Raw genomic sequence first — 14,267 nt, 5'->3', positions numbered from 1 at the left:
GTAGCGACCGGTGCAGAAGACGAGACAAGGACGACATCACGTGAAGCTCTCGCGTACCCGTGGGGCCTGGCTCGCCGCCGTGGTCGCCACGGCCCTCGCGGCGACCAACGGGTCACCCGCCCTGGCCGCCCCGGGCTCTCCGGCCGGCCCCACCCCCGCTCCCCCGACGGATCTGCCCACCCCACCCGGCACCCACTCGGTCACGCTGATCACCGGTGACGTGGTCACCACCCGCAGCACCCCGAACGGCGGCACAGTGGACGTCCGACGGCCCGACGGCGCTCCCACGCCGGTACGGGTGGTCGAGGCCGGCGACGAGCTCTACGTCTACCCGCAGGCGGTGCTGCCCTACGTGGCCGCGGACACCCTCGACAAGCGACTGTTCAACGTGACCCGGCTGATCGCCGACGAGTACGACGACGCGCACTCCGACCACCTGCCGCTGATCGTGTCGTACGCCGGGGCGGGCGCCGGGCTCCGCGCCACCGCACCCACCGGCGCGACCCGCACCCGCACGTTGAGCAGCATCTCCGGCAGCGCGATGAACGAGGCCCGCGACCGGGCCGACGAGTTCTGGGCCGCGATCACCGCCACCCCCGCCGCGAGGTCGGCCACCGGGAACAGCGGCGCGGGACGCTTCGGCGGCGGGATCGCGAAGATCTGGCTGGACGGGCGGGTCCGCGCCGACCTCGCCGACACCACCGCGCAGATCGGCGCTCCCGAGGTGTGGGCCGGCGGCGACACCGGGCAGGGTGTCCGCGTCGCCGTGCTGGACACCGGCATCGACGCCACCCACCCGGACCTGGTCGACCGGGTGGCCGAGTCCGCCGTCTTCGTGCCCGGCGAGGAGCTGACCGACCGGTACGGGCACGGCACCCACGTCGCCTCGACCATCGCCGGCACCGGCGCCGCGTCCGGCGGCCGGGAGAGGGGCGTCGCCCCCGACGCCCGGCTCCTCGTCGGCAAGGTGCTCAGCGACGCCGGCTCCGGGCAGGACTCCTGGATCCTCGCCGGCATGGAGTGGGCGGCGCGGGACGCCGACGCGAAGGTCATCAACATGAGCCTCGGGTCGAACCAGCCAAGCGACGGCACCGACCTGCTCAGCCAGTCGGTCAACTCGCTCAGCGCCGAGACCGGTGCGCTCTTCGTCATCTCCGCCGGCAACATCGGCGCGCCGGGCAGCGTCACCGCCCCCGGCGCGGCCGACGCGGCGCTGACCGTCGGCGCGGTCGACGCCGACGACCAGCTCGCCTCCTTCTCGAGCCAGGGGCCGCGGATCAGCGACGAGGCCGTCAAGCCGGAGCTGACCGCACCGGGCGTCGGCGTGCTCGCCGCCCGGTCGCAGTACACGCCCGGTGAGGGCGCGTACCAGAGCATGGACGGCACGTCGATGGCCGCGCCGCACGTGGCCGGCGCCGCCGCCCTGCTCGCCGCCGAGCACCCGGACTGGACCGGCCAGCAGCTCAAGGACGCGCTGGTCAGCACCACCCGGCGCACGCCGCAGTACGACGCGTACCAGGGCGGCACGGGCCGGGTCGACGTGGCCGCGGCGGTGCGGGCCCCGGTCTTCGCCACCGGCACCGTGCACACCGTCATGGGGGACGAGACGGCGAAGGTGGGTGGCAGCACGCGGCCGGTGACGTACACGAACACCACCGGCCAGCCGATCCCGCTGGAGCTGACGGTCGACGCCCCGAACGCACCGGCCGGCCTGTTCCGCCTCTCCAACGCGCGGGTGACCGTGCCCGCGCACGGCACCGCCACGGTCACCCTCACCACGGACACCACCCGGGCGAACGCGGGCAGCCGATACACCGGGCAGATCGTCGCCACCGGAGCGGACCGGGCCGCCTCGGCCCGCACCGCGATCAGCGTCGGCACCTATACGCCGTACCACTGGCTGCGGATGCAGCTGACCGACCGGGCCGGTAAGCCGGCCGCCGGCCTCATCGAGCTGGGCCAGCCCGGCGCGTACGGCCCGGACTTCCTCAACACCGACGAGAACGGTGTCGCGCAGCTCTACCTGCCCGAGGGCGTCTACTCGGCGATGAGCTTCCTGAACGTCACCGGCGTGCACGGTCCGAACTCGCTCGGCGTGGCCCTGGTCGGCGACCCCGACATCGACCTGCGCAAGGACACCGTGGTCCGGTTGGACGCGAGCGCGGCGCGCCGGATCGACTCGCGGGTGCCACAGCAGACCGCCGACACGTACACCCGACTGGACTACTACCGGTCGCAGGGTGAGGGCCGGTGGCGCTCGTTCGTCGAGGGCGGTGTCTTCTTCGACAGCTTCTGGGCCCAGCCGACCAGCCGCGACGTGCGGCACGGCGACTTCTACCTGGGCGCCCGGTGGCGCAAGGAGCAGCCGGTGCTGAGCGTCGGCACGAGGACCGTCGACTTCGACGACGTGGTCCGGCAGCAGGGCACCACCCAGCTTCCGAAGGGGCGTTGGACGCTGCCCACCGTCTACGCGGGCAACGGCGCCGCGAGCGACTACGCCGGCCTGGACGCCCGGGGCAAGGTCGTGGTGGTCCGCCGCAACCAGGACGTCTTCGACGCCGATCAGGCCGCCGCGGCGACCGCCGCCGGGGCGAAGCTGCTGCTGGTCGTGAGCGACCAGCCCTGGCGCGACGTGCGCGACTACTCGATCGACTTCTTCACCCCCACCCCGATCGAGGTGGCGCTGGTCAGCCTCGACGAGGGCGAGGCGTTGATCAAGCAGATCCAGCGCGGGTCGACGACGGTCCAGGTGACCTCGCAGCCCGTCGCCGACTACGTGTACGACCTCATGCAGGCGTACCACAACCGGATCCCGCGGGAACTCAGCCGGACCGAGACGAAGAAGACGCTGGCCCGGATCGACGTGGGCTTCGCCTTCCCGCCCGGTCAGACCCGGGGCGGCGAGTTCCGCTTCGACTGGCCGTCGTACTCGGACTGGGGCATCGGCCAGACCAGCAACCGGCCGCTCGCCCCGGTACGCACCGACTGGGTCTCCACCGGCCAGCTCAACGAGTGGGGCCAGGAGGCGTACGTCGAGGGCGGCACCTACCAGATCGACGAGCGGACCGGCTACCGGGCGGGCAGCAGCGGGACGGAGCAGTTCTTCGAGCCGATCGAACGACCGCACCTGAACGACAACTTCAAGCTGCCCACCCGCGCCGGTGACACCCTCAACCTGGACGTGCCTGGTTGGGGCGGGGCCGACCACGTCGGCATGGCGATGAACGGCGCCACCCAGACCAACCAGCTCTACCAGGGTGACGAGCTGCTCGCCGAGGGCACCAGCACCTGGATCAGCGGCACCGCGCCGGGCGCGGGTGACCTGCCGTACCGGCTGGTGGTGCGGACCGCCCAGGACCCGACCGCCGGCGCGTACTCGACGCGTACCGAGTCGGAGTGGACGTTCCGGTCGAAGGCGCCGGCCGCCGGCGTGGAGTCGAGCGTGCTGCCGCTGCTCCAGCTCGACTACGTGGTCGACACCGACGCCGCCGGCACCGCGAAGCGCAATAGCACGCTGGCCGTCTCCGCCGCGCACCTGCCCGGCGTCACCGGCTGCGGCGACGTGCGGGCGGTCCGGTTGGAGGTCTCCTACGACGACGGCGCGCACTGGCGGACGCAGTCGGTGCGCCGGTCGAAGGACGGCTCCTGGACGGCGGCGCTGAACGCGCCGAAGGGCGCGTCGTACGTCTCGCTGCGCGCCCGTGCCACCGACGGTTCGGGCAACTCGGTCGACCAGACGGTGATCCGGGCCTTCGGCGTGCGCTGACGATCCGAGCGCGGAGCAGGGGGCCACGGCGGACGCCGTGGCCCCCTTTTCCGTTGCTCCTCGGCGACGGCCGGGGTGGGCGCGGCCGTCTGCCTGTGGCCTCAGCGGCCCCGCCGCAGCCGGATCCAGCGGTAGCCGCGCCCGGCGAGCTGGAGGCGTTCCAGCTTGCCCACCTCGCCGTAGCCACGGTCCGTGAGGACATCGATCGGCTGGTCCGCCTCCGCCTGGAGCAGGCTGAGGTCCACCTCGACGTCGTCGGTGCCCAGGTTGTGCAGGAAGACCATGGTCCCGGTGGGCCCGTCGGCGCGGTGCGCGAGAACCCCGGAGGGCATCGGCACGTCGATGTGGGTGGTCGAGCCGGAGCCGATCTCCGGCGCCTCGCGCAGGGTACGGATCATCCGCTCGAACCAGGCGAGCAGCGACCTCGGGTCACGCCGCTGGGCGGTGACGTTGACCTTCTCGTAGCCGTACTCTCCCTTGTCGATCACCGGGCGGACCAGCTTGCCCGGCTCGGCCGTGGAGAAGCCGGCGTTCTCCTTGAAGGACCACTGCATCGGGGTACGGATCGCATGCCGCCCCGGGAGGGAGAGGTCCTCCCCCATGCCGATCTCCTCGCCGTAGCGCAGCACCGGTGTGCCCCGCAGCGAGAACTGCAACGCGTACGCCAGCTCGATCCACCGCCGGTCGTTGCCGAGCATCGGGGCGAGCCGCCGACGGATGCCCCGGTTGTAGAGGCGCATCTGCTCGTCCGGCCCGAACCGGGCGTAGACCTGGTTGCGTTGCTCGGCGGTGAGCCGGGACAGGTCGATCTCGTCGTGGTTGCGCAGGAAGGTGGCCCACTGCCCGCCCGTCGGCAACATGGGGGTGTCGCGCAGCGCCTCGATCACCGGCTCCGGGTCCTCCCGGGCCAGCGCGAGCATCAGACGGCCGTTGAGCATGAAGTCGAAGAGCATGTGCACGCGGTTCGCCGAGCCACCGCGGTCACCGAAGTAGACCGGCAGCTGGTCCGGTTCCACGTTCGCCTCGGCCAGCAGGATCGCGTCGCCCCGACGCCACTGGACGTGCTCGCGCAGCTCGGTGAGGAAGTCCAGGTCCTTCGGCGAGTTCGGGTTGCCCGGCTCGGTCAGCTCGATGATGAACGGCACCGCGTCCATCCGGAAGCCGGAGACGCCGAGCTGGAGCCAGAACGACATGATCTTCTTGACCTCGGCGCGTACCGCCGGGTTGGCCATGTCCAGGTCGGGCTGGAACCGGTAGAACCGGTGGTAGTACCAGGCCTTCGCCGTCCGGTCGTAGCTCCACGTCTCCTTCTGCTCGCCGGGGAAGACCATGCCCTGCTTGCGGTCCGGCGGCTCCTGCTCGGACCAGACGTACCAGTCCCGGTACGGCGAGTCCGGCGAGGAGCGGGCGGACTGGAACCACGGGTGCTCGTCGGAGGTGTGGTTCACCACCAGGTCGATGATCACGCGAATGCCGCGGTTGCGGGCCTGGTGCAGCAGCTCGGCGAAGTCGCCGAGGGTGCCGAAGCGCGGGTCCACGGTGTAGAAGTCGGTGACGTCGTAGCCGTCGTCCCGGTTCGGCGACGGATGGATCGGGTGCAGCCAGAGGCAGGTCACGCCGAGCCGGGCGAGGTAGTCGAGCCGGCCGATGAGCCCCGGGATGTCACCGACGCCGTCGCCGTCGGAGTCCGCGTACGTGTCGATGTCGAGGCAGTAGACGACCGCCTCGGAGTACCACCTGTCGCCCATGCCCGTTCAACTTCTCCGATCCGTCGCCCGGGCAAACCGGTTCGCGTTCCCACCGGTAGCGTGCCGGTCATGCCCGACGCACCCCAGACCGAGCCGGTCGACTGGTCCACCGGTGAATGGCTGCACCAGCCGGTCCGCGCGGAGCGGACCGCCGAGGGAGATCTCGTGGTGGAGCCCGCCGCCGGCAGCGACCTCTGGCGGCACACCAGCTACGGCTTCGTGCACGACGACGCGCCCGCGCTGCTCGCTCCGTTGCCCGCCGACACGGCCGTGGAGGTCACCTTCCGGCTGGAGTGGACCGAGCAGTTCGACCAGGCCGGCGTGCTGGTCCGGGTCGACGAACGGAACTGGATCAAGGCCGGGGTGGAGGTCAGCGACGGTCAGCCGCAGGTCGGCGCGGTGGTGACCCGGGAGCTGTCGGACTGGTCGGTCGCCCCGGTGCCGGAGTGGGCCGGGCGGGAGGTGACGGTGCGGGCCAGCCGGGCGGGTGACGCGCTCACCGTACGGGCCCGGGTGGCCGGGGAGCCGTGGCGGCTGGTCCGTCTCGCCCCGCTGGCGCCGGACGTCGAGGTGAGCGCCGGACCGTTCTGCTGCTCGCCGACGCGGGGCGGGCTGACGGTCCGGTTCACCGGTTGGCACCGGGGGCCGGCCGACGCGGCACTGCACCCGCAGGAGTGACGTCCGGCGGGCGCTAGGGTCTGTTTCATGAGGCTCGCCCGAGCGAGCCGAGTCCCAGGCGGCGGTCCGGCAAGGCGGAGGTTCGTCCGGATACCGGTGTTGTATCCGGACGAACCTCCAACGCCGCCGGTCGCCGCCTGGGGCCGGCGCAGCCGGGCACGGTCTTATGAAACAGACCCTAGGTGTGGCGCCCGCGTTGCGGGGTACAGGAGTCCGATCCCCTCCCGTAGCGGAAAGGATCGGCCATGGCGAGCGCCCAGGACGTCGACCCGACTCAACTCGGCGGGCTGACCGGCTGGGTGGCCGGCGTGATCGACGCGGCCGGCGTGATCGGCGTCGCGCTGCTCGTGGCCCTGGAGAGCGTCGTCCCGCCGATCCCCAGCGAGATCGTCCTGGCGCTGGCCGGTTTCCTGGCCGGCGAGGGACGGTTCAACGTGGTCGTGGTGGCGCTCGCCGCCACCGCCGGCTCCCTGCTGGGCGCGCTGATCCTCTACTGGGTGGGTGCCGGGGTCGGCGAGGACCGGCTGAAGCGGTGGCTGGACCGGCTGCCCCTGGTGGACCTGGACGATCTGGAGCGCGCCGACCGCTGGTTCGAGCGCTACGGCAGGTGGGCGGTCTTCTTCGGCCGGATGATTCCGGTGGTGCGCAGCCTCGTCTCGATCCCCGCCGGAACGAACCGGATGCCGCTGGTGCAGTTCGTCGTGCTGACCACCCTCGGCAGCGGAATCTGGAACGCGCTCTTCGTGGGGGGCGGGTACGCGCTCGGCTCCCGCTGGCAGCAGGTCGAGCAGTACAGCACCTGGTTCGACTACGGCATCCTCGCGCTCTTCGCCGCCATGATCACGATGTGGGTGGTGAAGAAGGTCCGTCGGCGCAACGGGCGTGGTGATCGCCCGAAGGTGCCCGCCGGCCGTTGAGGCGTACCGGTCGGAGGGGCCCCGGCGTCGCGCGAGGCCCCTCCGACCGGGTCAGCGGCGGAAGGTGAACCAGTTGACGTTGACGAAGTCGTTCGGCTGGCCGCTGGTGAGGGTCAGGTAGACCGAGTGCCGGCCGGTGGCCGCGCCGACGTTGCCCGGCACCGAACGCCAGCTCTGCCAACCGCCGGTGTTGGCGATGGCGAAGCTTCCGATGGGCGCGCTGGTGGGGCTGCCCAGACGCACCTCGACGAGCCCGCTGACCCCGCCACCGGCGCCGGAGGCGACCCGGGCCACGAAGTCGCGGGGCGAGCTGGAGCCGAAGTCGACGTTGTCGAACCGGACCCAGTCGCCGTTGCGCAGCGCCGCGATGTTCTGGCCGCCCTCGCTGCACGCCTCGACGAGCACCCCGTTCTGGGCGTTGAAGGACTCCGCCTGGATCGTGGCGTACGCGTCGCGTGCCCCGCCGGGCGGCGGATCGGTCGGCGGCGGGTCGGTCGGCGGGGTGCCGCGGCTGTAGACCGCCACGTAGTCGACCAGCATCGGGTGGCCCGGGACTGTCTGCGCGGTCGGGGTGGTGAAGCCGGCGACCCCGTTCGGGAAGCCACCGCCCATCGCCACGTTGAGCAGCAGGAAGTAGCCGGCGTGGCTGGTCATCTGCGACCAGTACGGCTCACCGACCTGGCTCTGCGTCACGGTGTGGTACTGCTGGCCGTCGACGTACCAGCGCAGCTGCTGCGGGCTGGCCGAGGCGTCCCACTCGAAGCGGTAGGTGTGGAACGTCGACTGGCAGGTGGCGCCGGGGCAGGCCCGCGAGTTGCCGAGGCCGTTGAACTCGTTGCAGGGGCCGCCGGGCGCGACGCCGCAGTGCAGCACGCCCCAGACCGAGTTGAGCCCGTTCACGTTCTCCATCACGTCGAACTCGCCGATTCCGGGCCAGTTCTGGTAGTTGCCCCGGTAGGGGGCGCCGAGCGCCCAGAATGCGGGCCAGTAGCCGAGGGCGGGCGTGCCGGTCACGTTCGGCATCTGGATCCGGCCCTCGATGGCGAGCACCCCACCCGCGGGTGCCTTGAAGTTGCTCCGGACGGTCTCGATCCGGGCCGACGTCCAGCCGCCGGAGGCGTTGCGCAGCGGCGTGATGCGCAGGTTGCCCGCGCCGTCGTGGCTGACGTTGGCGGTGCTGTTGGTGTACGTCTGGATCTCGCCGGTCCCCCAGTTCGGCGGACCGCCCGGGTAGCTGGTGCCGGTGTCGATGATCCAGTTGGCGGCGGAGGGCAGCGTGCCGGCGGCGCCGGTGAAGTCGTCGCTCCAGACGAGGCTCCAGCCGGTCGGCGGTGGTGGCACGGCCGCTTGCGCGGTCACGGTGACCCCGGCCAGTGCGGTGGTCACGACGGCGAGCAGGGCGAGCGACAGGCGTGCTCGGTGCCGTACGGGCAGGGCGGCGGGTACCGCCGGGGCAGCTTCCATGGGTGTGCCTCTCTGCGGGGACGGGGGCGAGAGAGCGCTCTCTCACGAGTTGTACGGGCTCCTCGGACAGTTGTCAACGTCGATCTGTTCCGGCCTCCGCCGGGCTTGCCTGCGGCCGGCGCAGCACCCCCTGCTCAAGCGCGGTCCACGCGGTCGTCGTCACCAGGTAGAGCACGGCGGCCATCGGCAGCACCAGCGCCACCAACACCGTCGTGTACGGCAGCAGCGGCAGCAGCCGGCCGAGCAGGGCGGCCGGCCCGGCCGCCGACTGCGGACCGGGCGCGGCGGCGGCGCGACGCATCCGCCGCGACGACAACCAGGCCAGCAGCACGAGGGCGGCCAGCAGCAGGGCGAAGAGCGGGCCGGCCGCCCCGGCCACTCCGTCACCGAGGTGGTGGCCCAGCGGTACGCCCGCCAACCGCTCGTCGAGCAGCCCGGTGCCGCCCTCCGCGGTGCTGAACAGCCGGTACATCACCAGCAGGAAGGGGGCCTGGAGCAGCATCGGCAGGCAGCCCGCGACCGGGTTGGCGCCGGCCGACCGGTAGAGCGCGAAGAGTTCGCCCTGCAGGCGGGCCGGGTCGTCCGCGTACCTCTGCTGGACTTCGCGGACCTGGGGCGCGAGCGCCGCCCGACGCCGCTCCCCGCGGATCTGCGCGACGGTGAGCGGTGAGATCAGCAGCCGGACGGCCACGGTGAAGAGCACGATCGCGGCGGCCGTGGCCGCGCCACCGGCGATCGGTTCGAGCAGGGTGCTGAGCTGCGCCAGCGCGGTGCCGGCGAAGCCGACGGCGGTGTGCAGAGGTGCGAACGCGAGCATGGGAGGTCCCTCGGTCGATTCCGGGTGGTCCCGACCGGGCGGCAGGCCCGGTGGGACGGATGACGACGGAATCGGCCGCGCGGCGCGGATCCGGTCCGGGCCCGTCCCCACCCTGGTGCGAACACCGGTCGGGCGAGGGATCGGGAGAACCAGGACGGGCGGCCCGCGGAGGGGCTTGCGTCCCGGGACCGGGCGCAGGGGCGGTCCCCCGGGCCGAGCCTCGGGGAGGCGGCGTCGGGGTCCGGATCCTGCAGTCCTCGCCGGCCGTACCGGCCGGCTGCGCTACGCGGCCGAGAGGCGGACGCCGGGGGCGCGGGGACGGGGTCGTCCGGGCGCGTCCGGATCGACCTGACGGGGCACCCGCCGTCGGCGGGACCGCGCCCGCAGACCGGTGGCCCGCGAGCCGGCCCGCGGCGTGGGGTCCAGGACCAGGGCACGCGTGGCGAGCAGGGCGGCCAGCAGCGCCGCCGCCCCGAGCGCGGCTCCGGCGAGCAACCCGGCCGGCTGGTCCGCGAGCCCGGCGACCTGGGCGCAGACGTACGCCCACAGCTCCAACGCGAACCCCGACCCGAGCACGGCGCCACCCTAGGACTCGCGCGCAAGCCCGCGACCCGGCGTCCGGTGCACCCCGATCCGGCCGCCCGTTCGGGTGGGACCGCAGACACGCCGGGGAGACACGCCGCACACCGCGCGTAGCGCGTTTCCCGGCTTCGCCACCCTGGGTAACCACGGAGGCGAGCTGTCGTGGACAGACCGCGACCAGCAGGAACGGACGGTGATCGGCATGACGGGCCAGCTGACGGAGGCACCCGGTCGGACCGCGGACGGGACCGAGCTCCTCACGGTGGGGGTCGAGGAGGAGTTCCTGCTCGTCGACCCGCACACCGGCGCGGCGGTGCCCGCCGTCGACCTGGTGCTGGAACAGGTGCCACCGGAGCTGCGCGGGCAGGTCGAGCGGGAGTTCCAGACCAGCCAGATCGAGATCGGCAGCCCGCCCGGACTGGAGCTGCGCTCGATCCGGCACTCACTCGGCGTGCTCCGCGCCGCCCTGGCCGACGCGGCCGAGCGGGCAGGCGTACGCCTGCTCGCCATCGGCACCGGGCCGGTGGACGGCCCGGTGCCGCCGGTGGTCGACAAGCCCCGGTTCGACCGGATGATCGAGCGGTTCCGTCTGCTCGTACCCGGCCCCGGTAACAACGGCATGCACGTGCACGTCGGCATCCCCGACCCGGAGATCGGCGTCCAGGTGCTCAACCACGTCCGGCCCTGGCTGCCCACGCTGCACGCGGCGACGGTGAACTCCCCGTTCGCGCGGAGCGAGGACACCGGCTACGCGAGCTGGCGGTCGGTGGAGTGGGAGCGCTGGCCCTCGGTGGCGCCCACCCCGTATCTGGAGTCGCACGAGCACTACCGCCGGCTGATCCGCCAGCTGATCGCCAGCGGGGTGATGCTCGACGAGGGGATGCTCTACTGGTACGCCCGGTTGTCGGCGAAGTACCCGACCGTGGAGATCCGCATCGGCGACGTCTGCCCCACGGTCGACGACGCGGTGCTGGTCGCGGCGCTCGTCCGGGCGATGGTGGCGACCGCGATCGAGGACGTCCGGGCCGGGCGACCGGCCATCCCCACCGACCACCACCTGCTGGTGGGCGCGCACTGGCGGGCCGCCCACGACGGGCTGGAGGGCGACGGGGTGGACGTGACCACCGGTGAGCTGCGCCCGGCGTGGGAGCTGCTGGACCGGTTCGTCGAGCGGCTCCGTCCCGCGCTGGAGAGCCACGGCGACTGGCCCGAGGTGACCGACCTGCTGGGCGGGCTGCGCCGGCACGGCACCGGCGCGGCGCGGCAGCGAGCGGTCTTCGCCCGCACCGGGCGGCTCGCCGACGTGGTGCAGGACGTGGCGAGGCAGACCCGCGGCACCAACACCCCGTGACAGGATGACTGCGTGGCGCAACGGTTGATCGTCATTGGTGGTAACGCCGCCGGGATGTCGGCGGCGTCCCAGGCGCGGCGCCGCTGCGGGCGGGACGAGCTGGAGATCATCGCCTTCGAGCGGGGTCACTTCACCTCGTACTCGAGCTGCGGTATCCCGTACTGGATCAGTGGGCTGGTGGACGGGCCGGAGGAGTTGATCGCCCGCGACCCGGAGACGTTCCGCCGGCGCTTCGACATCGACGTACGCATGCGGCACGAGGTGGTGGGGATCGATCTGGAGCAACGCGAGGTGATCGCCCGGGACCTCGTCGGCGGCGGCGAGGTCCGGGAACGCTTCGACGACCTGATGTACGCCGCTGGCGCGCTGCCGGTCCGGCCGGCCTGGGCCGAGGCGGAGATCGACGGCGTCTTCGGGATGCAGACCCTCGATGACGGCGCGGCGCTGCGCGACTGGCTGGAGGGCGAGCCGAAGCCGCGCCGGGCGGTGGTGGTCGGCGGCGGCTACATCGGGGTGGAGCTGGCCGAGGCGCTGCTCCAGCGGGGCCTGGCGGTCACCCTGGTCGAGAAGGCCGAACAGCCGATGTCCACGGTGGACGAGGACATGGCGGAGGTCGTCGTGGCCGCGATGCGCGAGCTGGGCGTCCAGATCCGCACCGGGCTCGGGGTGACCGGGATCGAGGAGCGGGACGGCCGGGTGAGCGCGGTCGTCACCGAGGAGGGGGCGATCCCCGCCGACGTGGTGGTGCTCGGCCTGGGCGTACGACCCAACACCGACCTCGCCACCGCCGCCGGCGTGCCCCTGGGGCCGTCCGGGGCGATCCGGGTGGACCGGCGGATGCGGGTGCCGGGGGTGGACGGGGTCTGGGCGGCCGGTGACTGTGTCGAGTGCCTGCACCGGATCAGCGGAATGCCCGTGCACGTGCCGCTCGGCACGCACGCGAACAAGCAGGGCCGGGTCGCCGGCACGAACATCGGCGGCGGCTACGCCACCTTCACGGGGATCATCGGCACGGCGGTGACGAAGGTCTGCGACCTGGAGGTGGGACGCACCGGCCTCCGCGAGAAGGACGCTGCGGCCGTCGGGTTCGAGTTCGTCTCGGTGGTCGCCGAATCCACCAGCCGCGCCGGCTACTACCCGGGCACCCGGCCGATGACGGTGAAGCTGATCGCCGAGAAGCCCAGCGGCCGGCTGCTCGGAGCGCAGATCGTCGGCTGGTCCGAGGCGGCGAAGCGGATCGACACGCTGGCCGCGGCGCTCTGGAACGGCATGACGGTGGACGACATGACGGCGCTCGACCTCGGCTACGCGCCGCCGTACGCGCCGGTCTGGGATCCGGTGCTGATCGCCGCGCGCAAGGCCGTCGACGCGCTGCACCACGCCACCCGGTAACGACGGCCCGGTCCACTTCGGCCCCCCGATCTTGTCGGGGGCGCGGGTTAGCGTGCTCGCGTTGTCGCACCGGCGATCCGCCGGTCGCCCACCCCTTCCCCGGAGGCATCCCCCCATGGCTCAGGAGACGACCTACCTCGAGCTGTCCGAGTCCGACGGCGGCGCGCACAAGTTCTACGAGGTGGTGGTCGAGGACACCGCCATGACCATCCGCTACGGCCGCATCGGCGACCAGGGCCAGGTGAAGAACTCAAGCTTTCCGGACAACGCCCGCGCCCGGGCGGCCGCGGCGAAGAAGATCGGTGAGAAGATCCGCAAGGGGTACGCCCCGGCGGTGCCCGGCGTACGACAGAAGCGCTCGGTCTCCCGCCGCCAGATCGTCAGCACCCGCTCCACCGCACGCACCGCGCCGGTGCTCTGGCGCTACAACTCGGGTGCGCCCGCGTTCGGCATCTTCGTCGACGGGCAGAGCTGCATGGTGGGCAACGAGCACGGCGTGATCACCACGCTCGGCCACGACGCCCGGGTGCTCAACCAGGTTCGGCTCCCCGACGGGGTGAAGTGCATCGTCGCCGACGACGCGTGGATCTACGCCGGCTGCGACGACGGCAACGTCTACGACCTCTCCGGCAAGGTGCCCCGGGTGGCCTACGCGATCGCCCCCGACATCGACATCTACTGGCTCGACATCCACGACGGCGTGCTGGGGGTCTCCGACCGCGACGGTGGCATCGCCGCCGTCGACCACGAGGACGAGTTCCTCTGGCGCCGACCGGGCCGCGGCCGCTCCGCCTGGATGGTGCGCTGCGACCCCGACGCGCTCTACCACGGCCACTCGCGGGGCGTCACCGGCTACGACTGGCGGACCGGGCAGGAGCTGTGGCACACCGACACCGGCTCGGTCCTCTTCGGCTGGCAGGAACGGAACGCCGTCTTCGCCGGCACCGGCACCCGCGAGGTGGTGCGGCTGCGCAAGGACGGGCGCGCCGAGCGGACGTACCGCTGCGACGCCGCGGTCTTCTCCTGCGCCACCGCCGAGGGCGGCCGCTACGTCTTCGCCGGTGACAGCGCGTCCTCGATCTACTGCTTCGACGAGGCCGGTAACCGGCTCTGGAAGCTCGGCACCGGCTGCGGCTCGGCCTACTCCATGCAGTACCACGAGGAGCGGCTCTACGTGGTGACCACCAGCGGCCACCTGGCCTGCATCGACGCCAGCGAGCCGGCGATCCGGGCCGCCGAGGCGGGCAGCGTGCCGGACGTCGTCGACGTGAAGGCTCCCACCCGGCTGCCCGAGCCGGCCGCCTGGACCTCGGTCGAGGTGACCACCGACGACCGGTCCGGCGTGGTGGTGCAGTGCGTCGAGCACAGCGGCCGGCTGCGCATCCAGGTGCTCTCCGACGGGTACCACCGTGACTGGTCGGTGCAGTTCCCCAAGGGCATCCGCGAGCCGGGGGCCCGCTACCTCGTCACCGAGGTGCGGGAGTCCGGTCGGGGTGGCTTCTACCGGGCGTACGGCGACATCCGCCGTCTCCGCTGAAGGCTCCGGTCCGGG

At 72.6% G+C, this 14,267-nt stretch carries 10 protein-coding genes; 6 read left to right on the top strand and 4 right to left on the bottom strand.

Translation table 11 applies throughout. The features are described 5' to 3' along the window. Window positions 1-40: 40 nt before the first annotated feature. Window positions 41-3,766: a S8 family serine peptidase gene (locus D7147_RS18830; RefSeq protein WP_199734203.1), complete on the top strand. Its 3,726-nt coding sequence runs from the start codon at window positions 41-43 to the stop codon at window positions 3,764-3,766. A gap of 101 nt (window positions 3,767-3,867) precedes the next feature. Here D7147_RS18830 and D7147_RS18825 read toward each other — a convergent pair whose 3' ends face one another. Continuing rightward, entirely contained in the window at window positions 3,868-5,514 is a 1,647-nt protein-coding gene (locus D7147_RS18825) for an alpha-amylase family protein (RefSeq protein ID WP_120679415.1), read from the bottom strand. A 69-nt stretch (window positions 5,515-5,583) separates the two neighbouring features. Between D7147_RS18825 and D7147_RS18820 the strand changes: the two genes are divergently transcribed. After that, the gene (locus D7147_RS18820; RefSeq protein ID WP_120679882.1) at window positions 5,584-6,192 is read left to right on the top strand and encodes a DUF1349 domain-containing protein; all 609 of its coding nucleotides are present in this window, start codon (window positions 5,584-5,586) and stop codon (window positions 6,190-6,192) included. A 245-nt stretch (window positions 6,193-6,437) separates the two neighbouring features. Further along, a complete protein-coding gene (locus D7147_RS18815; protein WP_120679413.1) occupies window positions 6,438-7,109 on the top strand; it encodes a DedA family protein in 672 nt (223 codons plus the stop codon). Between the two features lie 51 nt (window positions 7,110-7,160). On the opposite strand, the gene D7147_RS18810 is transcribed toward D7147_RS18815, so the two are convergent. The 3 genes from D7147_RS18810 to D7147_RS18800 all read right to left on the bottom strand — a co-directional run bounded on the left by D7147_RS18810 (window position 7,161) and on the right by D7147_RS18800 (window position 9,966). Beyond that, complete coding sequence (locus D7147_RS18810) at window positions 7,161-8,573, bottom strand: carbohydrate-binding protein (RefSeq protein ID WP_120679412.1); 1,413 nt, start codon at window positions 8,571-8,573, stop codon at window positions 7,161-7,163. 73 nt (window positions 8,574-8,646) lie between these two features. Next, window positions 8,647-9,390, bottom strand: coding sequence for a YidC/Oxa1 family membrane protein insertase (locus tag D7147_RS18805; RefSeq protein WP_120679409.1), 744 nt, complete (start codon window positions 9,388-9,390; stop codon window positions 8,647-8,649). A gap of 282 nt (window positions 9,391-9,672) precedes the next feature. Further along, window positions 9,673-9,966, bottom strand: a complete 294-nt coding sequence (locus D7147_RS18800) for a DUF6412 domain-containing protein (protein WP_233563218.1) — start codon at window positions 9,964-9,966, stop codon at window positions 9,673-9,675. A 208-nt stretch (window positions 9,967-10,174) separates the two neighbouring features. Between D7147_RS18800 and D7147_RS18795 the strand changes: the two genes are divergently transcribed. The 3 genes from D7147_RS18795 (at window position 10,175) to D7147_RS18785 (ending at window position 14,252) form a co-directional block, all read left to right on the top strand. After that, window positions 10,175-11,323, top strand: a complete 1,149-nt coding sequence (locus tag D7147_RS18795) for a carboxylate-amine ligase (protein ID WP_120679878.1) — start codon at window positions 10,175-10,177, stop codon at window positions 11,321-11,323. 12 nt (window positions 11,324-11,335) lie between these two features. Continuing rightward, window positions 11,336-12,715, top strand: a complete 1,380-nt coding sequence (locus tag D7147_RS18790; RefSeq protein ID WP_120679407.1) for an FAD-dependent oxidoreductase — start codon at window positions 11,336-11,338, stop codon at window positions 12,713-12,715. A gap of 115 nt (window positions 12,716-12,830) precedes the next feature. Then, window positions 12,831-14,252, top strand: coding sequence for a WGR domain-containing protein (locus tag D7147_RS18785; RefSeq protein ID WP_120679405.1), 1,422 nt, complete (start codon window positions 12,831-12,833; stop codon window positions 14,250-14,252). Window positions 14,253-14,267: the final 15 nt, after the last annotated feature.

Origin of the sequence: Micromonospora musae, assembly GCF_003626545.1 — a bacterium.
Lineage (GTDB): Bacteria > Actinomycetota > Actinomycetes > Mycobacteriales > Micromonosporaceae > Micromonospora > Micromonospora musae.
The sequence above is the reverse complement of the archived record's forward strand: the minus strand, read 5'-3'. Positions and strand labels throughout refer to the sequence as shown.